General features: G+C 61.9%; 22 protein-coding genes. 10 read left to right on the top strand and 12 right to left on the bottom strand.

Features of this window, described 5'->3' with window-relative positions; genetic code table 11:
• Positions 1 to 590 precede the first annotated feature (590 nt).
• Positions 591 to 1,313, top strand: a complete 723-nt coding sequence (locus HBN98_RS06695) for a response regulator (protein WP_064588756.1) — start codon at positions 591 to 593, stop codon at positions 1,311 to 1,313.
• On the top strand, positions 1,310 to 2,920 hold the full coding sequence (locus HBN98_RS06690; RefSeq protein ID WP_064588755.1) for an ATP-binding protein: 1,611 nt from the start codon (positions 1,310 to 1,312) through the stop codon (positions 2,918 to 2,920). Before HBN98_RS06695 ends, HBN98_RS06690 begins: the two co-directional genes overlap by 4 nt.
• A 142-nt stretch (positions 2,921 to 3,062) precedes the next feature.
• Here the strand turns inward: HBN98_RS06690 and HBN98_RS06685 are convergent, their stop codons facing one another.
• Entirely contained in the window at positions 3,063 to 3,788 is a 726-nt protein-coding gene (locus HBN98_RS06685; RefSeq protein ID WP_083368189.1) for a 4'-phosphopantetheinyl transferase family protein, read from the bottom strand.
• A 195-nt stretch (positions 3,789 to 3,983) separates the two neighbouring features.
• Positions 3,984 to 4,775 (bottom strand): dienelactone hydrolase family protein, encoded by a 792-nt coding sequence (locus HBN98_RS06680; protein WP_083368190.1) that lies wholly within the window; start codon positions 4,773 to 4,775, stop codon positions 3,984 to 3,986.
• Positions 4,776 to 4,996: 221 nt separating this feature from the next.
• On the opposite strand from HBN98_RS06680, the gene HBN98_RS06675 reads away from it, so the two are divergent.
• Positions 4,997 to 5,674 carry a response regulator transcription factor gene (locus tag HBN98_RS06675; RefSeq protein WP_064588752.1) on the top strand — a complete coding sequence of 226 codons (678 nt, stop codon included), beginning with the start codon at positions 4,997 to 4,999 and terminating at the stop codon, positions 5,672 to 5,674.
• Entirely contained in the window at positions 5,671 to 7,017 is a 1,347-nt protein-coding gene (locus tag HBN98_RS06670; RefSeq protein ID WP_064588751.1) for an ATP-binding protein, read from the top strand. The genes HBN98_RS06675 and HBN98_RS06670 overlap by 4 nt, the downstream gene beginning before the upstream one ends.
• Positions 7,018 to 7,137: 120 nt before the next feature.
• Here the strand turns inward: HBN98_RS06670 and HBN98_RS06665 are convergent, their stop codons facing one another.
• Positions 7,138 to 8,136, bottom strand: coding sequence for an AraC family transcriptional regulator (locus HBN98_RS06665; protein ID WP_083368191.1), 999 nt, complete (start codon positions 8,134 to 8,136; stop codon positions 7,138 to 7,140).
• A 349-nt stretch (positions 8,137 to 8,485) separates the two neighbouring features.
• On the opposite strand from HBN98_RS06665, the gene HBN98_RS06660 reads away from it, so the two are divergent.
• Positions 8,486 to 9,820 carry a dicarboxylate/amino acid:cation symporter gene (locus HBN98_RS06660; protein ID WP_083368192.1) on the top strand — a complete coding sequence of 445 codons (1,335 nt, stop codon included), beginning with the start codon at positions 8,486 to 8,488 and terminating at the stop codon, positions 9,818 to 9,820.
• A gap of 257 nt (positions 9,821 to 10,077) precedes the next feature.
• On the top strand, positions 10,078 to 11,259 hold the full coding sequence (locus HBN98_RS06655) for a CaiB/BaiF CoA transferase family protein (RefSeq protein ID WP_083368193.1): 1,182 nt from the start codon (positions 10,078 to 10,080) through the stop codon (positions 11,257 to 11,259).
• A 36-nt stretch (positions 11,260 to 11,295) separates the two neighbouring features.
• On the opposite strand, the gene HBN98_RS06650 is transcribed toward HBN98_RS06655, so the two are convergent.
• Positions 11,296 to 11,790 (bottom strand): SprT family zinc-dependent metalloprotease, encoded by a 495-nt coding sequence (locus HBN98_RS06650; RefSeq protein ID WP_041067555.1) that lies wholly within the window; start codon positions 11,788 to 11,790, stop codon positions 11,296 to 11,298.
• Between the two features lie 148 nt (positions 11,791 to 11,938).
• Positions 11,939 to 12,541, bottom strand: a complete 603-nt coding sequence (locus HBN98_RS06645; protein WP_007917515.1) for a Yip1 family protein — start codon at positions 12,539 to 12,541, stop codon at positions 11,939 to 11,941.
• A gap of 466 nt (positions 12,542 to 13,007) precedes the next feature.
• Between HBN98_RS06645 and ttcA the strand changes: the two genes are divergently transcribed.
• Both ttcA and HBN98_RS06635 read left to right on the top strand, forming a co-directional pair.
• Complete coding sequence (ttcA, locus tag HBN98_RS06640; protein ID WP_003227187.1) at positions 13,008 to 13,832, top strand: tRNA 2-thiocytidine(32) synthetase TtcA; 825 nt, start codon at positions 13,008 to 13,010, stop codon at positions 13,830 to 13,832.
• Between the two features lie 180 nt (positions 13,833 to 14,012).
• Entirely contained in the window at positions 14,013 to 14,687 is a 675-nt protein-coding gene (locus tag HBN98_RS06635; RefSeq protein WP_083368194.1) for a DNA-3-methyladenine glycosylase I, read from the top strand.
• A 90-nt stretch (positions 14,688 to 14,777) separates the two neighbouring features.
• Here the strand turns inward: HBN98_RS06635 and HBN98_RS06630 are convergent, their stop codons facing one another.
• Genes HBN98_RS06630 through arsC form a run of 3 tightly spaced genes read right to left on the bottom strand, consistent with a single transcriptional unit; the run spans position 14,778 to position 16,152 of the window.
• Positions 14,778 to 15,203: a DUF2069 domain-containing protein gene (locus HBN98_RS06630; RefSeq protein ID WP_083368195.1), complete on the bottom strand. Its 426-nt coding sequence runs from the start codon at positions 15,201 to 15,203 to the stop codon at positions 14,778 to 14,780.
• Positions 15,204 to 15,205: 2 nt separating this feature from the next.
• On the bottom strand, positions 15,206 to 15,802 hold the full coding sequence (gene wrbA / locus HBN98_RS06625; RefSeq protein ID WP_083368196.1) for an NAD(P)H:quinone oxidoreductase: 597 nt from the start codon (positions 15,800 to 15,802) through the stop codon (positions 15,206 to 15,208).
• Positions 15,799 to 16,152 (bottom strand): arsenate reductase (glutaredoxin), encoded by a 354-nt coding sequence (gene arsC / locus HBN98_RS06620; RefSeq protein ID WP_064588744.1) that lies wholly within the window; start codon positions 16,150 to 16,152, stop codon positions 15,799 to 15,801. The genes wrbA and arsC overlap by 4 nt, the downstream gene beginning before the upstream one ends.
• A gap of 114 nt (positions 16,153 to 16,266) precedes the next feature.
• Between arsC and HBN98_RS06615 the strand changes: the two genes are divergently transcribed.
• Complete coding sequence (locus HBN98_RS06615) at positions 16,267 to 16,734, top strand: TlpA disulfide reductase family protein (RefSeq protein WP_007968708.1); 468 nt, start codon at positions 16,267 to 16,269, stop codon at positions 16,732 to 16,734.
• A gap of 162 nt (positions 16,735 to 16,896) precedes the next feature.
• On the opposite strand, the gene HBN98_RS06610 is transcribed toward HBN98_RS06615, so the two are convergent.
• Together HBN98_RS06610 and HBN98_RS06605 are read right to left on the bottom strand one after the other, a co-directional pair.
• Positions 16,897 to 17,301: an META domain-containing protein gene (locus HBN98_RS06610; protein ID WP_007968709.1), complete on the bottom strand. Its 405-nt coding sequence runs from the start codon at positions 17,299 to 17,301 to the stop codon at positions 16,897 to 16,899.
• On the bottom strand, positions 17,301 to 17,735 hold the full coding sequence (locus HBN98_RS06605; RefSeq protein WP_083368197.1) for a hypothetical protein: 435 nt from the start codon (positions 17,733 to 17,735) through the stop codon (positions 17,301 to 17,303). Before HBN98_RS06605 ends, HBN98_RS06610 begins: the two co-directional genes overlap by 1 nt.
• Positions 17,736 to 17,868: 133 nt before the next feature.
• Between HBN98_RS06605 and HBN98_RS06600 the strand changes: the two genes are divergently transcribed.
• Positions 17,869 to 18,306 (top strand): hypothetical protein, encoded by a 438-nt coding sequence (locus tag HBN98_RS06600; protein ID WP_083368198.1) that lies wholly within the window; start codon positions 17,869 to 17,871, stop codon positions 18,304 to 18,306.
• A gap of 19 nt (positions 18,307 to 18,325) precedes the next feature.
• Here the strand turns inward: HBN98_RS06600 and HBN98_RS06595 are convergent, their stop codons facing one another.
• Both HBN98_RS06595 and HBN98_RS06590 read right to left on the bottom strand, forming a co-directional pair.
• Positions 18,326 to 19,315 (bottom strand): 2-hydroxyacid dehydrogenase, encoded by a 990-nt coding sequence (locus HBN98_RS06595; RefSeq protein ID WP_083368199.1) that lies wholly within the window; start codon positions 19,313 to 19,315, stop codon positions 18,326 to 18,328.
• Positions 19,316 to 19,399: 84 nt separating this feature from the next.
• Complete coding sequence (locus tag HBN98_RS06590; RefSeq protein ID WP_064590059.1) at positions 19,400 to 22,153, bottom strand: response regulator; 2,754 nt, start codon at positions 22,151 to 22,153, stop codon at positions 19,400 to 19,402.
• Between the last annotated feature and the right edge of the window lie 40 nt (positions 22,154 to 22,193).

Genomic DNA, 22,193 nt, shown 5'->3' with positions numbered 1-22,193 from the left:
GGTTTGGGCTTTGAAAAACTTGCTTGGTTCAACCGGAAACTGGCAATAAAGCGCTTGAGTTTCAGGTCCGAAATGTGGTTGGGCGTTTGAGTGGAAAACCCTATATGTAGGGTCTCTCCTTGCGCCGTGCTACAAGATAATGCGTTTCGAGGGGGCTTGCAACGTACTAGCTGTGGATAAACCTGTGCGTAAATTGTGTAAGAAACCAGGAATTCCCGTGTAGGCCGCGAACCTGCTGAGCTAGACCGTTTGTCACTGTTTTTCAGTCGGGAAAAACGCTTCAGCGGATTTTTAAGGGCGCGAACCCTACCACAAAAAACCGCCTTGTCCGAACGCATTTGGCGACTTGTGTTCTGGCTGTACGCCGTTTATACAATCGGGCGGTGTTTACCCATTCTTATCCTCCCCAAAGATGACAAAAAGACCGGAGGATCCGAATCTGCGGGCGACCGCACACCTGTGTAGGAGCTGCCGAAGGCTGCGATCTTTTGATTTTAGAAAGCAAGGTCAAACGATCGTAGCCCGCGGCAGCTCCTACAGGGGCAATGCGTTTCTGCCTTATTAATAACAACAGCAAGCAGAGGTCACTGGTGGAGCAAGAAGCCTGGCAGGTATTGATAGTCGAGGACGACCAGCGTCTGGCCGAACTCACCCGCGAATACCTGCAAGCCAATGGATTGCGCGTGGAGATCGAAGGCAACGGCGCGCTGGCGGCGGCACGGATCATCAAGGAGCAGCCGGACCTGGTGATCCTCGACCTGATGCTGCCCGGTGAAGACGGCCTGAGCATCTGCCGCAAGGTGCGTGACCGTTACGACGGGCCGATCCTGATGCTCACCGCACGCACCGACGATGCCGACCAGATTCAGGGCCTCGACCTCGGTGCCGACGATTACGTGTGCAAGCCGGTGCGGCCACGGCTGTTGCTGGCGCGGATCCAGGCGTTGCTGCGACGCAGTGACACAGCCGAGCCGATCGCGGAAAAAAGCCGTCGCCTGCAATTCGGTCCGCTGGTGGTGGACAACGCCTTGCGCGAAGCCTGGCTCAGCGATAGTGGCATCGAACTGACCAGCGCCGAGTTCGACCTGCTCTGGCTGCTGGTGTCGAATGCCGGGCGGATCCTCTCCCGCGAAGAGATCTTCACCGCGCTGCGCGGCATCGGCTACGACGGCCAGGACCGTTCGATCGATGTACGCATCTCGCGCATCCGCCCGAAAATCGGCGATGACCCCGATCACCCGCGCCTGATCAAGACCATCCGCAGCAAAGGCTATTTGTTCGTCCCCGAAGCCTGCGTGGATCTGGCGCTGTGAACTCGATCTTCCTGCGCATCTACGGCGGTATGTGCGCCGCGCTGATCCTGGTGGCGGTGCTTGGCGTGCTGGCGTTGCACCTGCTCAATCAGGTGCGCAGCGAGCAGTACCGCGAGCGCCTGGCCCACGGCACCTTTTCGCTGATGGCCGACAACCTGCAACCGATGAACGAGACCGAGCGCCATCGGGCGCTGCTGGTGTGGGAGCGGTTGCTGGGGATTCCGCTGGCCTTGAAGAGGTTTTCCGAAACTGGTCTGGATCTGTCCCAGCGCACTCGGGTGCAGCGCGGTCAGGCGCTGGTGGAGCAGACCGGCCCGCACGCAGCGCGGGTTTACAAAATGGTCAGCGATAAAGAACAACTGGTGCTCACCGGCGACGTGCAGCAGATCAGCGAGCAATTGGCGCGGGCGACTATTTACCTGTTGGCCGATGAACTGGTGCGTTTCCCGGTCGGCGAACAGCCCAAGCGGCTGGCGCAGTTAAAGGAAGAAAAGGGCTTCGGCTTTGATTTGCGGCTGGTCACGGTGAACGAGGCCGACATGGACGAAGACCAGAGCCGTCGCGTGTCCGAGGGCGATACGGTCATGGCGCTGGGCAAGGGCGGTGATTCGATCCGGGTGTTCGCCGGCATGGTCGGCACGCCGTGGGTGTTGGAGATCGGCCCGCTGTATCAAATGAATCCGTATCCGCCGCAATGGCTGGTGCTGATCGCCGCTCTCGGCTTGAGCCTGATCGGTCTGATCGTTTATCTGCTGGTGCGTCAGCTTGAGCGGCGCTTGCGTGGACTGGAAGCGGCGGCCACGCGCATTGCCAAGGGCAGCCTGGAAACCCGTGTGCCGGCCCGCGGCGCTGATTCGGTCGGGCGCCTGGCGGCGGCGTTCAACGGCATGGCCGAGCACCTGCAGCAGTTGCTGGCCATCCAGCGCGAACTGGTGCGTGCGGTGTCCCATGAACTGCGCACGCCAGTGGCGCGCCTGCGTTTCGGGCTGGAGATGATCGGCTCGGCCACCACCCCGCAGGCACTGGAAAAGTACCGCGAGGGCATGGATCATGACATCGAGGACCTCGATAAGCTGGTGGATGAAATGCTCACCTACGCGCGGCTGGAGCAGGGCTCGCCCGCGCTGACCTTTCAACGCATCGATCTTGATGCGTTGGTCAATCAGGTGATCGAGGAGCTGGCGCCGTTGCGCGCCGAGGTCACGGTGCAGCGCGGGTTGTGCCTGTCAGCGGCGGACAATGATGGCGCCTGGGTCGAGGCCGAGCCGCGCTTTCTGCACCGCGCGTTGCAGAACCTGGTGAGCAACGCGATGCGCCATGCGCGTTCGAAGGTGACGGTGAGCTATCAGGTCGGGCAATTGCGCTGTCGGGTCGACGTCGAGGATGACGGGCCGGGCGTGCCGGAGTCGGCCTGGGAGCGCATCTTCACGCCGTTCCTGCGCCTGGATGACAGTCGCACCCGGGCGTCGGGCGGGCATGGGCTGGGCCTGTCGATTGTGCGAAGGATCATCCACTGGCATGACGGTCGGGCATTGATCAACAAGAGCAAAAGCCTGGGTGGGGCTTGCTTCAGTCTGAGCTGGCCGAGGAATCAGGAGCGGCGCTGAGTTTTGTGGTGGTTTTGCCGGCCCCATCGCTGGCAAGCCAGCTCCCACAGTGTCTGTGGTGAGTACAGTTTTTAGATACATCCCTGAACCCTGTGGGAGCTGGCTTGCCAGCGATGAGGTCCTCACCGGCGCTGAAAAACCTTCAGGCAGGAATGCTCACCAGACTCAACAACTGCCCATCCAGCACCCCAAATTGCGCCTCCAGCTCGGTGCCATGGCGCCATTCAGCGGACAGATCGGTTAACAGCCGCAGCCGCACCTGACCTTGCTCCGTCCACTCCAGCACTTCGGCGTGCTCGAAGTAAAAGCGCTTTTGCACGATCGGATACAGCGCCTTGAACAGGCTCTCTTTCACCGAAAACGTCAGCGTTACGCACAGTCCCAATTGCTCCGGCGAGCCGGCAGCCATGCGCTGCAATTCCGCTGGCGTCAGGATTTCTCCGGCCAGGCGTTCGGCGCGGTCGCTGTCGAGCAGGTTTTCCAGGTCCATGCCCAAGCCGCGCCAGTGCCGTTTATTGGCGACGATGGCCGCCGCGCGCCCGGTGCTGTGGGTGATCGAGCCGCAGATATGCGGCGGCCACACCGGGGCGCGGTCTTCGCCAATCGCCGGGATCACGCTTGAGCCTTCGAGCTGCTGCAACGCGGCGCGGGCACAGATCCGCCCGGCGAGAAACTCTGCCTGACGCTTGGCAACAGAACGCTGAATGCTCGGCGGCGGCTCGATGGCGCTGCGCTGGAAGTCATCGCCCAGCAGTTGCCCGGGGTCGAAACGGGTGCTCAGCAGGACGCTGTCGGCCAACACGTTAGGCAACGGCCAGTGGGCGTCGAGCGGGGTGCAACAGGCGGGGAGGATCGGGCTGGAATTCATGGCGGGCATTTTGCCGGTTGAAGCCACGACTGGGTAGAGGCTGCGTACTTTTGTGGCGAGGGAGCTTGCTCCCGCTGGGGGGGCAAAGCCGCCCAAAAAACTGTGGATGAGGTCTGTCAGGTAAACCGCATCGGCAGGTTTTTGCGACGGCTTCGCCGCCGAGCGGGAGCAAGCTCCCTCGCCACAGGGGCAATGTCAGCCAAAGATTTTCTGGAAGAACGCTTTCATGTCCGCCCACGATTTTTCATCGGCTGCCTTGTTGTAGCCGATATCCGGGCCACCGTGTTCACCGTGGCTCAAACGATCGGCATCCGGGTTGGTAAAGCCGTGCTTGGCGCCGTCGAGGCTGACGAATGTGTAGTCGGCGCCGGCCTTGTCCATTTCCGCCTTGAACGCGGTGACGTTGTCGGCGGTGACCATGCTGTCCAGCGCGCCGTGCTCGACCAGAACTTTCGCCTTCACACTGCCGGGCGTGGCCGGGGTGGTGGTCGCCAGTGCGCCGTGGAAGCTCACCACGCCCGCCAGCGGTTCGCCTTGACGCGCGGCGTTGAGCACTACGCCACCGCCGAAGCAATAGCCGATGGCGGCGATTTTATTCACGTCGGTCTGCGGCTGTTGCTTCAGCAGATTGAGCCCGGCCTCGAAGCGGTTGCTGGAGGCGGCGGCATCCTGGGTCGCGGCCTGCATGAACGCCATCGCATCTTTCGGGTGCTCGGTGTTCTTGCCTTCGCCGTACATGTCGATCGCCAGCGCGCTGTAACCCAGTTCGGCGAGGTCGCGGGCGCGGCGCTTGGCGTAATCGTTCAGGCCCCACCATTCATGCACCACCACCACGCCCGGGCGCTTGCCCTTGATTGCGTCGTCGTAGGCGTAATAGCCGATCAGCCTGGTGCCGTCGGCGCTCTGGTAGGGAATCTCCTGAGTCTTGATCGCGGCGTTGGCCAGGCTGCTGGCAGCGAGCAGGGCGAGGGCGAGGAACAGGCGCATGGTCGGTCTCCTTATCGAAAGTGGTCAGGACAGCCTAGTCGATTTGATTCAGTGCATGTTCACCGAGTGTTCAGGGCAGGTACAGGGGCGGCTTGCTAACCTTGCAGCCTATCGAACAGCAATGAGAAAGTTGTCGCCTGTGCCGTCGCCTTCGCGAGCAGACTCGCCCTCACAAGTATGCTGTTGACGTTGGAGCTTTTTGATTTGCCCGGGAGAGCGTTATGAAACTGTTGGTCGTCGAAGATGAAGCGCTGTTGCGCCATCACCTGCAAACCCGCCTCACGGAGAGCGGTCATGTGGTCGAGTCCGTGGCCAATGCCGAAGAGGCGCTGTACCAGACCGGACAGTTCAATTTCGATCTGGCGGTGATCGACCTCGGTCTGCCGGGCATGGGCGGCCTGGACCTGATCCGCCAGTTGCGTTCGAGCGGCAAGACGTTTCCGATCCTGATCCTCACCGCGCGCGGCAACTGGCAAGACAAGGTCGAAGGCCTCGCTGCCGGTGCCGACGACTACGTGGTCAAGCCGTTCCAGTTCGAAGAGCTTGAGGCGCGACTCAACGCCTTGCTGCGCCGCTCCAGCGGGTTCACCCAGTCGACCATTGTCGCCGGGCCGTTGCTGCTGGACCTCAATCGCAAGCAGGCGTCGCTGGATGCAGAACCGCTGGCGCTGACCGCCTACGAATACCGCATCCTCGAATACTTGATGCGCCACCATCAGCAAGTGGTGCCCAAGGATCGCCTGATGGAACAGCTCTATCCGGACGACGACGAGCGCGATCCGAACGTGATCGAGGTGCTGGTCGGCCGTCTGCGTCGCAAGCTTGAAAGTCCGGGCGGGTTCAAACCGATCGAAACCGTGCGCGGTCTCGGCTACCTGTTCAATGAGCGCTGCACTTGATTCGTTCTCTTCGCGTTCGTTTGATGCTCGCCGCCACCACGTTGGCGGTGTTGTTCATGCTCGGCTTGCTGCCGGCCATGCAAGGCGCGTTCAGCCTGGCATTGCAGGACTCGATCGAGCAGCGCCTGGCCTCGGATGTGACCACGCTGATCTCGGCGGCACGTATCGAGAACGGTCGCCTGGAGATGCCGGCGCAGTTGCCTGACGAGCGATTCAACCTTACCGACGGGCGTCTGCTGGGCTACATCTATGACCGCGAGGGGCATCTGGTCTGGCGCTCCAAGGGCACAGAAGAAGGGCAGATCAACTACAAGCCGCGTTACGACGGCATGGGCAATGAGTTCGCGCGGATTCGCCAGGCCAGCGGTCAGGAATTTTTTGTCTACGACGTCGAAGTCAAGTTGCTCGGGGGCAAGAGTGCGGCGTTCAGCTTCGTGACCCTGCAACCGGTGCACGAGTACGAATCGACGCTCGAAGGCCTGCGCGACAACCTTTATCTGGGCTTTGGTGCTGCACTGTTTGTCTTGCTTGCGCTGTTGTGGATTGGCCTGACCTGGAGTTTGAAAGCCTTGCGCCGGTTGAGTCAGGAACTCGACGAAATCGAAAGCGGCACCCGCGAAAGCCTCAGCGAACAACACCCGCGCGAACTGCTGCGCCTGACCGGCTCGCTCAACCGTCTGCTGCACAGCGAACGCCAGCAGCGCAGCCGCTACCGCGACTCCCTCGATGACCTGGCGCATAGCCTGAAAACCCCGCTGGCGGTGTTGCAAGGCGTCAGTGAGGACATGGCCCAGCGCCCGGAAGATCGCGATCAGGCCTGGGTGCTGCAAACCCAGATCGAACGCATGAGCCAGCAGATCAGCTATCAACTGCAGCGGGCCAGCCTGCGCAAAAGCGGCCTGGTGCGCCACCAGGTGCGTCTGCAACCGGTGCTCAAAAGCCTGTGCGACACCCTCGACAAGGTCTACCGCGACAAACACGTGCGGGTGGCCTTCGATCTACCGGAGCATTGCTACGTGCCGATCGAGCAGGGTGCATTGCTGGAGATGATGGGCAACCTGCTGGAAAACGCCTATCGCCTGTGCCTGGGCGAGGTGCGTATCAGCGTGCGCCAGACCCTGGACGGTATCGAATTGTGCGTCGAGGACGACGGCCCCGGTGTGCCGCCGAATCAGCGCGCGCGGATCCTCGAGCGCGGCGAACGTCTGGATCGTCAGCACCCGGGGCAGGGCATCGGGCTGGCGGTGGTCAAGGACATCATTGAAAGCTACAACGCCAAACTGATGCTCGGCGATTCGCCGATGGGCGGGGCGGCGTTCAGGATTCAGTTTCCTGCGGTTTAGTCGCATGTCTTGCCGGCACCTTCGCCAGCAAGCTCGCTCCCACATTGGATCGGCGGCGTTCACAGCCCCCCTGTGGGAGCGAGCCTGCTCGCGAAGACGCCAGTCGGTTCACCGCGGCACTCACTGCTCCTGCGCCCGATAAGCCCCCGGCGTCAGCCCCGTCCACTTCTTGAACGCCCGATGAAACGCCGACGGCTCGGAAAATCCCAGTTGCTCGGCGATCTGTTGCAACGACAGATCCGCCCGGCCCAGGTGGTAAATGGCGATATCCCGCCGCAACTGATCCTTCAATTCCTGAAAACTGGTGCCTTCCTCGCGTAAATGCCGACGCAGGGTTTGCGGGCTGATGTGCAGGTGCGCGGCCACCGCTTCCAGGTCCGGCCAGTGCGCGCTGTCGCGGCTGAGCAAACGGCGCAGGCGGCTGCTGAGGCTGTCGCCGTCGTCGGGGCGTGACAGCAGGTCGGCGGGGGAGCGTTCAAGGAAATGCTTGAGGGTGCGTTCGTCCTGCAGCAGTGGCATCGACAGATAGCGGCTGTGAAACAGCAGACTGCTTTGCTCGGCAGAAAACACCAACGGGCAGGGGAACAGCAGGTCGTACTCGGCGCCGTGCGGCGGTTTCGTATAGCTGAACGTGGCCTGCTCCAGACGAATCCTCTGGCCGATCAGCCAACTGCCGAGGCGGTGCCAGATCACCAGCAGGCTTTCGCTGAGAAAGTGATCCGGGTCCCATAACTGCGAATCATCGAGGCTCAGGCGCACCCATTCGTCTTCGCGCTGCAGGCTCAGGCGCGTGGCCGTGGGGAATAGGCTATAAAACAATAAACCGCGTTGCAGTGCCTTCTCCAGGTTGCGGCAGTGAATCAGGGCGTGGCACATCATCGCGAAACTGCCGGGTTTGCTCGGTGCGTTGCCAAAGCCCAGGTATTCGTCATCCAGGGCCAACCACAGGCTCTGCAGCAGTTGGGTGAATTGCTCCGGGGCGATGCGCGCCCGCGGCTCATCCAGCAGCTCCGGGCTGATGCCCAGCTGTTGCAGCAGCGGCAGATAATCAAACCCCGAGCGGCGTGCGCCACCGAGGGCGGCACGGGCGAAATGACTGGCGATGGTACGTTCGCGCATAAGCGGCAGATCCTTCCTCAGGCGCCGGATGTTAGCCGCGGGCATCATCGCCAACAAGGCGGATTTCCGCCAAATTGTAGGACGAGATCCGGCGAGTTGGCGGAAATCCGCCACATTTGAGTCACCAAACAGTGACACAGAACAAGCTGTAAGTCCTGATATCAAAAGGCTTGCAGCGAATTGCACCAAAGTGGCACGGCGTTTGCGATAAGAGCGACAGAAGTGTGCGTCTATCCCGTGGGAAAAGCGCCGCTCGAACAACAAATCCCTCCAGTGCAGGAGGGTTCGCAATTCAGGTTCTGCGCTCAACAGATGGATGTTGCCCGCGGGACGCTTGAGGAAACTTGCAATGACGACTCGTCAGCCACTGTACAAATCCCTGTATTTCCAGGTGATCGTCGCGATCATCATCGGTATTGCCCTTGGTCACTACTACCCGCAGTTCGGTGTGGCGGTTAAGCCACTGGGTGACGGGTTCATCAAGCTGATCAAAATGATCATCGCCCCGATCATCTTCTGCACCGTGGTCAGCGGTATTGCTGGCATGCAAAGCATGAAGTCGGTCGGCAAGACCGGTGGTTACGCACTCCTGTACTTCGAAATCGTTTCGACCATCGCCCTGTTGGTCGGCCTGATCGTGGTCAACATCGTGCAGCCGGGCAATGGCATGCACATCGACGTCAGCACCCTGGACGCCTCGAAAGTCGCGACCTACGTGCAACAAGGCGCTGACCAGAGCGTTGTCGGCTTCCTGCTCAACGTGATCCCGACCACCATCGTCGGCGCGTTCGCCACAGGCGATATCCTGCAAGTGCTGATGTTCTCGGTGATCTTCGGTTTCGCCCTGCATCGCCTGGGTGACTACGGCCGTCCGATCCTCGACTTCATCGATCGCTTCGCCCACGTGATGTTCAACATCATCAACATGATCATGAAGCTCGCGCCAATCGGTGCCTTCGGTGCGATGGCCTTTACCATCGGTGCCTACGGTGTCGGCTCGCTGGTGCAGCTGGGTCAACTGATGATCTGCTTCTACGTCACTTGCCTGCTGTTCATCCTGATCGTGCTGGGCGGTATTGCCCGCGCTCATGGCTTCAGTGTGCTGAAGATGATCCGCTACATCCGTGAAGAGCTGCTGATCGTGCTGGGTACTTCCTCCTCGGAATCGGTACTGCCACGCATGCTGATCAAGATGGAGCGTCTGGGCGCGAAGAAATCGGTAGTGGGTCTGGTGATCCCGACCGGTTACTCGTTCAACCTCGACGGTACTGCGATCTACCTGACCATGGCCGCCGTGTTCATTGCTCAGGCCACCGACACGCACATGGACATCACCCATCAGATCACCCTGCTGGTGGTGTTGCTGCTGTCCTCCAAAGGCGCCGCCGGTGTGACCGGTTCGGGCTTCATCGTGCTGGCCGCCACTCTGTCGGCAGTAGGTCACCTGCCGGTGGCCGGTCTGGCGCTGATCCTCGGTATCGACCGCTTCATGTCCGAAGCTCGCGCTCTGACCAACCTGGTCGGCAACGCCGTAGCGACCATCGTGGTTGCCAAGTGGGTGAAAGAGCTGGACACCGACGTGCTGCAGTCCGAGCTGGCCTCGGGCGGTCGCGGTATCGCTGACACCCGTCCTGAAGACGACCTGGGTGTGGCTGAAGGCCCAACGCCTAACAGCGTCAAGTAAGCTGTATTTGGCAATACCTTGTGGCGAGGGAGCTTGCTCCCGCTGGACTGCGCAGCAGGCCCCTCTTTGAAGAGCGGGACCGCTTCGCGCCCCAGCGGGAGCAAGCTCCCTCGCCACACAGGCACTGAAGAACCTGCCTCGGCAGGTTTTTTATTGCCTGCGATTTGAGCATTACGGTCACAACTGCTGACACATAAGGTGATTGCCGTACGCGGCAGCGCTGCCTAGGCTGGGTGCATCGCCCAAGGAGATCGCCCATGTCCGCACCGCTGGCCTCACTGAAGATCCTCGATTTCTCGACATTGCTGCCAGGTCCGTTCGCCTCGCTGCTGCTGGCGGACATGGGGGCCGAGGTGCTGCGCATCGAATCGCCGACGCGCCTGGATCTGCTGCGAGTGCTGCCGCCCCACGATCAGGGCGTGTCAGCCAGTCATGCGTACCTGAACCGCAACAAGCGCAGCCTCGCACTGGATCTCAAACAACCTGAAGCGCTGGAGGTGGTCAAGCAACTGCTGGCCGATTACGACATCGTCCTGGAGCAGTTCCGTCCCGGCGTGATGGAGCGTCTGGGCCTGGGTTACGAGGCGCTGAAGGCGATCAACCCGAAGCTGATTTATGTGTCGATCACCGGCTACGGCCAGACCGGGCCGTACAAGGATCGCGCCGGGCATGACATCAACTACCTCGCACTGGCCGGGCTTGCCAGCTACACCGGCCGCGCCGACAGCGGTCCGTTGCCACTGGGCATGCAGGTGGCGGATGTGGCGGGCGGGTCTCTGCACGGGGTGATCGGCCTGCTGGCGGCGGTGATTGCCCGTCAGCAGACCGGGCAGGGCACCCATCTGGACGTGAGCATGACCGATTGCGCGTTCAGCCTGAACGCCATGGCCGGTGCCGGGTATCTGGCCTGTGGCGAGGAGCCGGCGTGGGAAGACCAGATGCTCAATGGCGGCAGCTTCTATGACTACTACCGCTCGCGCGACGGGCGCTGGATGTCGGTAGGCAGTCTCGAGCCGGGGTTCATGCAGCAATTGTGCACGGCGCTGGGCCGCCCGGAGTTGGCGGCGCAAGGTTTGTCGCCCAAGCCTGAGCAGCAGCGGGCGTTGAAATACGCGCTGACGGTCGAGTTCGAAAAACATGCCTTTGCCGAGCTGTGCGAGATGTTTGCCGGGATCGATGCGTGTGTCGAGCCAGTGTTGAGTCTGGGGGAGGCGGTGCGCCATCCACAGTTACAGGCGCGGGAACTGGTGACCCAGGTGCCGCGCGGGGATGGCACGACCCAGGCGCAAATGGCGTGTCCGTTGAAATTTTCCGAGGCGTTGCCGGCGCCACGGCATGTTGGCGCGGGGTTGGGGCAGCATACGGATCAAGTGTTGTGGGAGTTGGGCTTCAGTGCTGAGCGAATTGCTGAATTGCGGGCCTTGAAGGTAGTTGCGTAGCTCGTTCCCACGCGGAGCATGGGAACGATCAGGGAGTCACTCGACGCGCATCTCACCACTGAACACCAAGGTGTTGCGGCATCTGCGGCACAAATACCGCCGCCCCTGCCTTACCAGGCTGTGCCGTTGCGCCGAGAACGGAAAATCACTGTCGGCGCACGGGCATTTGTAGATGTAGCGCGTCACGCTGCGGCGTTTCACGGCGTAGGTGTGGCAACGGTCCGGCGGCAGTTCATAGACCCCGCGCATGATCAGTTGCCACTCCTCGCCGTGCGGCTGGATGCGGTCGCCGAACAGTTGATGGGCGATCAGGTGCGCGACTTCGTGGGCCACGGTCTGCTTGAGGAAGTGTTCGGTGTTTTCCCGGTACAGCTGCGGGTTGAAGCGCAGCAGGTTCTCGTGCAGATGCGCGACACCGGCTTTCTGCCCGCGCAGCTTGAGGCTGACGACGGGGCGTTGGAAATGACGTTTGAAAAAGGCTTCAGCGAGTTGGTAACAGTCTTCGACGCGGGTATTGAGTTGCTCGGGCATGCTTGATGGATCTCCAGAGGCGTCGAGTATGCCGCAACCTCCCGGACTTGCGAATCGCCGACCTGCCGAATGGTCATCCGCCATACGAGAAGGCCGCCTTGCGGCGGCCTGTATTGGCAGATCTTGTTGTTCTCGGGGGTGAATCATGTCAGTTGGTATACACCGGCCCCACGCCGAGGCCCCAGACGATCACGGTGAACGCCATGATGGCCACCAGCACCACCAGGCCTACCGCGAGCACTGAGCTGGAAAACAGAAAGCCTTCGTCCGACGGAATGTTCATGAACGTCGGCAGCCCCACGTACAGCAGGTACACCGTGTAGCAGATGGCCGCCGTGCCGACGATCATCCCCAGCCACATGTGCGGATACAGCGCTGCCAGCCCGCCGACGAACAACGGTGTCGCGGTATAGGTGGCGAATGCCACGCAACGGGCCAGGCTCGGGTTGGCGTCATAGGTGCGGGCCATCCAGTGCACGAAGGCGCCCATCACCGCGACCCCGCCGAGCATCGCCAGGTACGACATTACGGTCATCCAGATCGCGCTTTCCACGGTGAGCATCACCGGCGCGCGGTTGCCGATCACCCAGCCGACCTGGGTGGTGCCGATGAACGCCGAAACGGCTGGAATCGCCGCCAGAATCAGCGTGTGCGTCAGGTACATGTGGCTGATGCTTTCCTCTTGGTCGCCACGGATTTCCTTCCATTCCTGATCGGGGTGGGTAAACAGTCCCACTACGTGATGGATCATGCCAGTCACTCCTCTTGTTATTGCCATCGCCCCCCAACGGAGCGCCTACGGGCCAAGGTGGCCGAGCAAATACAGGTCTTCAGATGTGTGCGACCTTATGTCGCAGTATAGAAAGGACTTAACCGCACAGGGACTAGGGGCTTAGAGCAAATCGCGCTGTAAACACGGGGCGTAATCGCCTTGGGGTCTTGGCATCAGCTCTTTTTTATCTCTGAAATACATTTGTGGTGAGGGGATTTATCCCCGATGGGGTGCGAAGCATCCCCAAAACCTCAGAACTCTATTTTCCCGATACTTCGCGGTGGATGGTTTGGCGACATGCTGCGCAGCCGATCGGGGATAAATCCCCTCGCCACAGAGGGCAATGCAGACCTCGGAAGAATGGGGCAGACCCACGGCCCTTCGCCCCCGGCGGGTTTTTTGCGTAAAATGCCGGCCTTTCGTCACACCTCACGGATTTCGCGTCATGGGCACTCTTACGGTCAACCAGAACAAACTGCAAAAGCGCCTGCGCCGCCTGGCCGGCGAAGCGGTCGCCGATTTCAACATGATCGAAGACGGCGACAAGGTCATGGTCTGCCTGTCCGGGGGCAAGGACAGCTACACCATGCTCGACGTGCTGATGCACCTGCAGAAGGTTGCACCGATCAAGTTCGAGATCGTCGCCGTGAACATGGACCAGAAGCAGCCGGGCTTCCCCGAGCACGTGCTGCCGGCCTACCTGAAAGAGCTGGGCGTCGAGTACCACATCGTCGAGAAGGACACCTACTCGGTGGTCAAGGAGCTGGTGCCGGAAGGCAAGACCACCTGCTCGCTGTGCTCGCGCTTGCGTCGCGGCACGCTGTACACCTTCGCCGACGAAATCGGCGCGACCAAGATGGCCCTCGGTCACCACCGTGACGACATCGTCGAGACGTTCTTCCTCAACATGTTTTTCAACGGCACCCTCAAGGCGATGCCGCCGAAGCTGCGCGCCGATGACGGCCGCAACGTGGTGATCCGCCCGTTGGCCTACTGCAACGAGAAGGACATCCAGGCTTACTCGGACTTCAAGGAGTTTCCGATCATCCCGTGCAACCTCTGCGGTTCGCAGGAAAACCTGCAGCGTCAGGTGGTCAAGGAAATGCTCCAGGACTGGGAGCGCAAGACACCGGGTCGAACCGAAAGCATCTTCCGCAGTCTGCAGAACGTGGTGCCGTCGCAACTGGCCGACCGCAACCTGTTCGACTTCACCAGCCTGAAGATCGACGAGACGGCGGCTTCGCGCTTCGTTAACGTCGTTAACCTCTAATCAAAACTGTAGGAGTGAGCCCTGTGGTGAGGGGATTTAGCGAAACGTCGCACCGCCCCGATGGACTGCGCAGCAGGCCCAAGCTCCTCTGGGGGCGCTTCGCGCCCCATCGGGGATAAATCCCCTCGCCACAGGGCCTACTCCTACATTGGATTTTCGTTTCATTTCCCAGGAGAGGGCATGCGCGATTACAAGTGGCTGCACGAATACTGTCTGAACCGCTTCGGTTCGGCGGCTGAACTGGAAGCCCATCTGCCCGTTCCCAAGACCCCGGCGCAATTGCGCAAGATCAGCGACGATCGCTACCTCTCGACCATGGCCCTGCGCGTATTCCGCGCCGGGCTCAAGCACAGCCTGGTAGACGCCAAGTGGCCGGCCTTCGAAGAAGTGTTCTTCAAGTTCGACCCGGAAAAAGTCGTGCTGATGAGCGCCGAACACCTCGAACGCCTGATGCAGGACGCGCGGATTATCCGCCACCTGGGCAAGCTCAAGAGCGTGCCGCGCAATGCGCAGTTCATCCTTGATGTCGAGAAGGAGAAGGGCAGTTTCGGCGCGCTGATCGCCGACTGGCCGGTGACCGATATCGTCGGTCTGTGGACTTACCTGAAAAAGCACGGCAGTCAGTTGGGCGGGCTGTCGGCGCCGCGCTTCCTGCGCATGGTCGGCAAGGACACCTTCGTGCCGAGCTATGACGTGGTCGCGGCGCTGAACGCGCAGAAGATTGTCGACAAGGCACCGACCAGCCTGCGCGATCTGGCGAGTGTGCAGGATGCGTTCAACCAGTGGCATGAACAGAGCGGCGGGCGGCCGATGAGCCAGCTCTCGATGATGCTCGCGTACACCGTCAACCATTAAGACCGCGTCGCCCCATTCGCGAGCAGGCTCGCTCCCACAGAGGGAATACATTTCAAATGTGGGAGCGAGCCTGCTCGCGAAGGCGTCAGATCAGGCGACGCTGATCTCGCCCTCGCCAGCCAGCTTGCGATTCAACTGATACCGCCAGCGCACATACAGCAGCGCCGAGCAGAACAGCGCCAGGCTGGCGACCATCTCCAGCACACCAAACAGCTGTCGGTTCGGGTCATAGGCCGCCAGTGCGCCTTTGATGAAGTACAGATTCACCACAAAACACATCCACGAATGCCCGCGGGCGCTGCCCATGATCATCGCCGGTGCGAGGACGATCCACGGGATCAGCTCGACCAGCAGAATCACCCACGGCCGCGCGCCGTGCAGGTCGGCGAACACCAGGTAGTAAGCGGCGAGCAGCCCGGCGAGGCCGAAGAAGCACAGCAGGCTGATGACCCGCATCGCCTTGACGCGCGGTTCGAGCCACTCGATCGAGGGCAGGATTTTCGGCTTCTTCGCCACCCTCAGCCCTCCAGCTTTTGCGCAGTCTTGGCCAGACGCAGGCCGAGGGCGCGACACAGCGCCATTTCGTGCTGATCGAGGCCTTTTTTGCCGTCCGCGCCGGCGTGGTGGCTGGCGCCATACGGCGTGCCGCCGCCCTGGGTTTCCAGCAGCGCCGACTCGCTGTACGGCAGGCCGGTGATCAGCATGCCGTGGTGCAACAGTGGCAGCATCATCGACAGCAGGGTGGTTTCCTGGCCGCCGTGCAGGCTCGCGGTTGAGGTGAACACGCCGGCCGGTTTGCCGACCAGCGCGCCGGTCAGCCACAGGTTGCTGGTGCCGTCGAGGAAGTATTTGAGCGGCGCGGCCATGTTGCCGAAGCGGGTCGGGCTGCCGAGGGCCAGGCCGGCACAGTTCTTCAGGTCATCGAGGGTCGCGTAGAGTGCGCCTTCATCGGGAATGCCCGGGGCCACGGCTTCGCACTCGGTGGAAATCGCCGGCACGGTGCGCAGACGCGCTTCGAGGCCGGCCTGTTCGACACCGCGGGCAATTTGCCGGGCCATCTCGTTGGTCGAGCCGTTGCGGCTGTAATACAGCACCAGAATGTACGGCGCGCTCACGGCAGCAACTCCAGGATCTGCTCCGGCGGACGACCGATCACGGCCTTGTCGCCGACTTCAAGAATCGGCCGTTCCATCAGTTTCGGATGCTCGGCGATGGCGGCGATCAGTTGCGCTTCGCTGAGGCTCGTGTCAGCCAGCTGAAGCATTTTGTATTCATCTTCTCCGGTGCGCAGCAGTTGCCGCGCGCTGATCTGCAGCTTGCCAAGCAAGGCCTTGATCTGCGCGGCGTCCAGCGGCGTTTCCAGGTAACGCACCACGTTCGGGGTCAGGCCACGGGCCTCAAGAAGTTCCAGCGCGCCGCGGGATTTCGAGCAGCGCGGATTGTGATAAAGCGTCAGATCGGTCATGGCGGGTCGCTTCTGGCGTAAAGTGGCGGCTATTCTAACTGTGCAGCGCGCAATCCAGAACCTTCAGAGGCGATGGGTCGCAGGCGCATTCAATTTTTGACCAGGGAACATGACATGACACGGCGATTGGCAGCGGCATTGACGATAATCGGGGCGTTGATGCTGGGGGGCTGCGGGAACGACTACGGCATTGACCAGAACGGTCAGAAAGTCGCGTCCGAGCGTCTGGACAAACAATGGGTGGTGCTCAATTACTGGGCTGAATGGTGCGGCCCGTGCCGCACGGAAATTCCGGAACTCAATCATCTGGCGGACGAGTTGAAAGGCAAGAACATCGGCGTGTTCGGGGTCAACTTCGACAACGTACAGGGCGAGGATCTCAAGTCTGCCAGCGAGAAGCTGGGCATCAAGTTCACCGTGCTGGCGCAGGATCCGGCGGACCTGTTCGACCTGCCGCGCAGTGAAGCGTTGCCGGTGACCTACATCATCGACAACAAGGGCAAGGTGCGCGAACAGTTGATGGGCGAGCAGACGGCGGCGGGGGTGATGGCCAAGCTGGAGGCGTTGCAGGCTACAAAGTAGGGTAAGTGAGGTTTTGTGGTGAGGGGATTTATCCCCGATGGGCTGCGCAGCAGCCCTGAAACCCGAGAGCTCGGTTTATCCTGAGCCTCCGAAGGGGGGCGCTCCGCGACCCATCGGGGATAAATCCCCTCGCCACAGGGTAGTCTCAGCAGCAGGAGGGGGTTAACCCTCTTCCAGCCACCAGCGCAGCGGCTTGCCTTCAGCCGGCCAGAAGCGCATCTGCTCGATCGGCGAGATGTCCCAGCGTTCGACGCCTTGCAGCGCCTGCAGGAAGCGTTGTTCCTGCTCCATCAGCGCCGGCGCGCAGAGTTTGCGGGTCTTGCCGATCGGGCCGAAGCTCAGCTTGTCGCCGTCGAGGGTGTACGGCGCGAACCAGTGGTTGCAGCCGCCGTTGCCGTAAGCACGACCATCGTCGCCGAGGGTCACGGTCAGGTGGCTGTAATCCATCAACGGCCGCTCGCCGATCCACTCCAGAATGTAGCTGCGGTTTTGCTGCAATTGCACAGGCTCTGCAGCACAGCCCACCAGAGCGGCACCGACCAGCAGGGGCAGGGCAAGGCGTTTCATCACGCAGGCTCCTGGCATTTCGGGCACAGGTGCTTGTCACCGACGGCTTTCCAGCCCAGCTCGGCGATGCGCGCGGTGGCGGCCGGTTTCTCGGCAGGCTTGCCCAGCTTGGCGTCCACCGCGAATTCGAAGTTCAGCTCTTTGGCGCAGCTGTCGCAGTTGACCTGCCAGGTGTGGATCGCCAGTTCGCCGAATACCGGGCCGGAGGTCATCGCGGTCCATTGGCCCGGCGGATTGATCAGGTGGCGCACAGTGTCGACGGTCAGGCGCATGGACAAGTCCTTGCTGCCTTTGAGGGTGACCAACAGGACGTCACCGTTGCGGATCGAGCCACCATTGCCGGTGACCTGATAGCGGCCCGGTACAAGGGCGCGGCATTCGGTGAGGGTGTGTTGCGGGTTCATCAGGGTGTAGCGGAAATCGTGTTCGACCATGGGTCCTCCAAATATGCGCGACATGCTAGCACGGGCTTGATTGCAGGATGGCGTACGCGTGCGACCTTCGATCCGGTTCAAATCGGCCGGCGCTCATGGCAAACTGCCGCCCTTCACTCTGAGGGAACGGAACATGGCGCTGATTGAATGTTATGAATGCAAGCGGAGCATCAGCTCGGAAGTAAAGGCGTGCATTCATTGTGGTGCTCCGATGGCGCAGCAGCACGAGCACAGCCCGGCGCAAGCAGCGACCACGATTTCATTTGGCAGCCTGCCACGTAACAAATCCGTGCCCGAGGCTTTTGTCCTGCCACCGGCGCCTGAGCCGGCGCCGAAAGTTCTACCGGCCGCAGTCGGTCGCCGTCGTCGGCAATCCGCGCCAGTCCCTCAAGTCCAGCCCAACGCCGACGGCTCGCGTCCGGTGGAAGGCTGGTTGAAGATCATGGTGTTCCTGTTGCCGATGGTCTTTGTCTGGTTCCTGCTGCGTAACGGCCACTCGATGAAGCAACGCTTTTTCGGTTTTGGCTGGCTGGCGCTGCTGATCCTGGCCTCTTCGCTGTCGCCGAAATAATTCGACAAACCTTCAACCTTCAACCTTCGACCTGGTTCTGCGGCGCACCTGCAGCCCAGGTCGCGATGTTGTGCAAGGTGGTCGCGGCAATCGCGCCCAGGGCCTCATGGGTCAGAAACGCCTGGTGCGCGGTGATGATCACGTTGGGGAAGGTCAGCAAGCGCGCCAGCACATCGTCCTGCAACGGCAGGTCGGAGCGATCCTCGAAAAACAGTTGCGCCTCTTCTTCATAGACATCCAGTCCCAGATAGCCGAGTTGACCGTCCTTCAACGCGTCAATTAGTGCTGGCGTGTCCACCAGACCGCCGCGTCCGGTGTTGATCAGCATCGCCCCCGGTTGCAGATGCGCCAGTGAATGACGGTTGATCAAATGTTTGCTCTGCGCGTTGAGCGGGCAGTGCAGGCTGATGATTCGCGACTGCGCGAGCAGCTCCGGCAGGCTCAGATAACGTGCGCCCAACGCCACCACCTCGGGGTTGGGAAACGGATCGTAGGCCAGCAATTCACAACCGAAACCGTGCATGATTTTCGCGAACGTGGCGCCAATCTGTCCGGTGCCGACGATCCCGACGGTCTTGCCCACCAGATCGAAACCGGTCAGGCCGTGCAGGCTGAAATCCCCTTCGCGGGTGCGGTTGTAGGCGCGGTGCAGGCGTCGATTCAGGGCGAGGATCAGCGCCACCGCATGTTCGGCCACGGCATGCGGCGAGTAGGCCGGAACCCGCACCACGGCCAGCCCCAGGCGTTTCGCTGCAACCAGGTCGACGTGGTTGTAACCCGCCGAGCGCAGAGCGATCAGCCCCGTGCCGCCGGCGGCGAGACGCTCCAGCACCGGCGCACTGAGGTCATCGTTGATGAACGCGCAGACCACTTCGTGCTGCTCGGCCAGGGCCGCGGTGTCGAGACTGAGCCGGGCCGGCTGAAAGTGCAGCTCGATAGCGGCCGGGCAGTCAGCGGCGAGGAAACTGTCGCGGTCGTAGGTCTGGCTGCTGAAAACGATCGTGCGCATGCATTCCTCCTGGAGCGGGATGGCGGGCCAGTGTTGACCCGCCCTCACTTTAGCGTGGGACGGCAAGCGCGACATTGCCGTGGATCAGGCGCTGATCCTGGCCTGCGCCGCGAGGCGATTGATCGCGCGCTCGAGCTCTTCGAGCGCCGCCACCGCTTTCGGGTCGCCCTGTTTGAGCAGGGTTTCACTGCGCTGACAGGCCGCGCGCAGTTGCGGTACGCCGCAATACCGGGTGGCACCGTGCAGGCGATGCACACGCTCGATCAGCGCGTTCTGGTCACGGGCTTCGCTGGCGGCGTGAATGGCTTCGCGGTCGGCTTCCAGCGAAGCGAGCAGCATCGCCAGCATGTCTGCTGCGAGGTCGGCCTTGCCGGCGGCCAGGCGCAGGCCTTCTTCGTGGTCGAGCACCGGCAGTTCATGGCTGCCCGCCGCGCTGTCGATGGTCCGTTCCGGTCCTTGATTGCGCAAGGCCAGACCGGTCCACTTCAACACCACTTGCGCCAGTTGCCGCTCGCTGATCGGTTTGGTCAGGTAGTCGTCCATGCCACTTTGCAGCAACGCGCGTTTTTCGTTGGCCATGGCGTGGGCGGTGAGGGCGACGATGGGCAGCGGCGTGCAATGCCGTTCGCTTTCCCACTGGCGGATGGTTTCCGTGGTCTGGCGTCCGTCCATGCCCGGCATCTGCACGTCCATCAGCACCAGATCGAAGGATTCGCTCTGCACCGCTTTGACCGCCGCATAGCCGCTTTCCACGGCCAGGACCTTGGCGCCCATGTCTTCGAGTAGTGTCTGCACCAGTAACAGGTTGGCCGGGTTGTCGTCGACACACAGCACTTTCGGCGCGCGGCTCGATAGCGGTTCGCCCGGTTCGTTGCGTGGCTGGCGCGGGTTGGCCAGGTCCGCCAGGGCCCGGCGCAGTTTGCGCGTGCACGCCGGTTTCGCCTGCAGTTGACTGTGCGGGTTTGGCACCGACAGATGGAACAGTGTCTGTTCGGTGGTCGGGCACAACACCAGGACTTTGCAGCCCAGGTGTTCGAGGTCCCAGATGTGCTGGTTCAGGCGCTCCGGAAGCATGTCGTTGCTAGTGATGCCGAGCACGGCGAGGTCGATCGCCTGATCGGTCTGATGTGCGCCGGTGACGCCGTTGGTCAGGCTTTCCAGGGTGTTGAAGGGCGTGACATCGAGGCCACAGTCTTCCAGTTGATGCTGCAGCGCCTGACGCGCCAGTTCGTGACTTTCCAGCACCGCGACCCGGCGCCCGAGCAGCGGCGGGCCCGGCAGGTCTTCGGTGTCGTCGCGGGTTTTCGGCAGGCTCAGGCTGATCCAGAATTCCGAGCCTTCGCCCGGGGTGCTGTCGACGCCGATTTCGCCGCCCATCTGTTCGATCAACCGCTTGGAGATCACCAGCCCCAGGCCGGTGCCGCCGGGTTGGCGCGACAACGAATTGTCGGCCTGACTGAAGGCCTGGAACAGCGCGCGCACATCCTGACTCGACAGGCCGATGCCGGTGTCCTGAATGCTGATGCGCAGTTGCACGCTGTCTTCGTGCTCTTCTTCGAGCATGGCGCGGGCAACGATGGTGCCTTCGCGGGTGAACTTGATCGCGTTGCTGACCAGGTTGGTGAGGATCTGCTTCAGGCGCAGCGGATCGCCGACCAGCGACAGCGGCGTGTCGCGGTACACCAGACTCACCAGCTCCAATTGTTTGGCGTGGGCGGCTGGCGCCAGAATCGTCAGGGTGTCCTGCAACAGGTCGCGCAGGTTGAATGGAATATGGTCGAGCACCAGTTTGCCGGCCTCGATTTTCGAGAAGTCGAGGATCTCGTTGATGATCCCCAGCAGGCTGTCGGCGGATTTCTCGATGGTGCCCAGATAGTCGAGCTGGCGCGGGGTCAGTTCGCTTTTCTGCAGTAGATGCGTGAAGCCGAGAATGCCATTGAGCGGGGTGCGGATCTCATGGCTCATGTTGGCGAGGAATTCGGATTTGATCCGGCTCGCTTCCAGCGCCTCTTTGCGCGCAAGGTCCAGTTCGATGTTCTGGATCTCGATGGTTTCCAGGTTCTGCCGGACGTCTTCGGTGGCCTGATCGACGCTGTGCTGCAGTTCTTCGCGGGCGTTCTGCAGGGTGCCGGCCATGCGGTTGATGCCCGAAGCCAACTCGTCCAGCTCCTGGCTGCCGAGCGGTGGCAGGCGGGTTTCCAGATGACCGTCCTTGAGCTGGGCGACCGCGTGTTTGATCTGGCTCAGCGGGCGGTTGATCGTGCGGCCCATGCGCAATGCGAGCAGGGCGGCGCCGGCAAGGCCCGCGGCAATCAACAGCAGGCTGGCAAACAGGCTGCGATAGCCGCGCAGCAGCATGCCATTGTGCGACAGCTCCAGTTCGACCCAGCCGAGCAGGCGCTCGGATTCTTGCGGGATCACGTCGCCGGCCAGATTGCGATGCTTGCCGAACACCGGCATCAGGTAGCGGGTGGCGTCATTGCCGCTGCGCCGTTGCAACAGCGCGCTGTCGCCGCTGGGGGCCTGATTGAGCATGGTCGGGCCGGCGTGCGCCAGCGGTGTGCGGTCAGGGGCGAGGAAGGTGACGGCGCGCACGTCAGGCTGTTCAAGGGACTGGGTGGCGATGCGTTCCAGCAGATCGGTGTTGCCGTGGCCCATGGCGGGCGCCACCAGCGGTGCCAGCTGTTCGGCGATCATCTCGCCGCGCTGCATCAATTGGGTCTGCAGGTCGGACTGTTGCATCCAGGTGAAGTAGCCCCCGAGCACCAACGCCATGAGGCTGGTCGGCAACAGGGTCAGCAACAATACGCGACCTTTGATTCCCAGTTTCTTGAGCACACCCATCTCCTGCATCCCGCTGAACTGTTGACTCGCACGT

It is taken from the genome of Pseudomonas koreensis, assembly GCF_012986595.1.
In the GTDB taxonomy this organism is placed as follows: Bacteria; Pseudomonadota; Gammaproteobacteria; order Pseudomonadales; family Pseudomonadaceae; genus Aquipseudomonas; species Aquipseudomonas koreensis.
This window is presented reverse-complemented; position numbering and strand designations above follow the sequence as displayed.

What these genes read in the sequence shown, in the direction of transcription:
- HBN98_RS06685 (WP_083368189.1), bottom strand. Translation starts at nt 3,788, where the DNA reads ATGAATTCCAGCCCGATCCTCCCCGCCTGTTGCACCCCGCTCGACGCC.
- HBN98_RS06680 (WP_083368190.1), bottom strand. Translation starts at nt 4,775, where the DNA reads ATGCGCCTGTTCCTCGCCCTCGCCCTGCTCGCTGCCAGCAGCCTGGCC.
- HBN98_RS06675 (WP_064588752.1), top strand. Translation starts at nt 4,997, where the DNA reads ATGAAACTGTTGGTCGTCGAAGATGAAGCGCTGTTGCGCCATCACCTG.
- HBN98_RS06665 (WP_083368191.1), bottom strand. Translation starts at nt 8,136, where the DNA reads ATGCGCGAACGTACCATCGCCAGTCATTTCGCCCGTGCCGCCCTCGGT.
- HBN98_RS06660 (WP_083368192.1), top strand. Translation starts at nt 8,486, where the DNA reads ATGACGACTCGTCAGCCACTGTACAAATCCCTGTATTTCCAGGTGATC.
- HBN98_RS06655 (WP_083368193.1), top strand. Translation starts at nt 10,078, where the DNA reads ATGTCCGCACCGCTGGCCTCACTGAAGATCCTCGATTTCTCGACATTG.
- HBN98_RS06650 (WP_041067555.1), bottom strand. Translation starts at nt 11,790, where the DNA reads ATGCCCGAGCAACTCAATACCCGCGTCGAAGACTGTTACCAACTCGCT.
- HBN98_RS06645 (WP_007917515.1), bottom strand. Translation starts at nt 12,541, where the DNA reads ATGATCCATCACGTAGTGGGACTGTTTACCCACCCCGATCAGGAATGG.
- ttcA (WP_003227187.1), top strand. Translation starts at nt 13,008, where the DNA reads ATGGGCACTCTTACGGTCAACCAGAACAAACTGCAAAAGCGCCTGCGC.
- HBN98_RS06635 (WP_083368194.1), top strand. Translation starts at nt 14,013, where the DNA reads ATGCGCGATTACAAGTGGCTGCACGAATACTGTCTGAACCGCTTCGGT.
- arsC (WP_064588744.1), bottom strand. Translation starts at nt 16,152, where the DNA reads ATGACCGATCTGACGCTTTATCACAATCCGCGCTGCTCGAAATCCCGC.
- HBN98_RS06615 (WP_007968708.1), top strand. Translation starts at nt 16,267, where the DNA reads ATGACACGGCGATTGGCAGCGGCATTGACGATAATCGGGGCGTTGATG.
- HBN98_RS06610 (WP_007968709.1), bottom strand. Translation starts at nt 17,301, where the DNA reads ATGAAACGCCTTGCCCTGCCCCTGCTGGTCGGTGCCGCTCTGGTGGGC.
- HBN98_RS06605 (WP_083368197.1), bottom strand. Translation starts at nt 17,735, where the DNA reads ATGGTCGAACACGATTTCCGCTACACCCTGATGAACCCGCAACACACC.
- HBN98_RS06600 (WP_083368198.1), top strand. Translation starts at nt 17,869, where the DNA reads ATGGCGCTGATTGAATGTTATGAATGCAAGCGGAGCATCAGCTCGGAA.
- HBN98_RS06595 (WP_083368199.1), bottom strand. Translation starts at nt 19,315, where the DNA reads ATGCGCACGATCGTTTTCAGCAGCCAGACCTACGACCGCGACAGTTTC.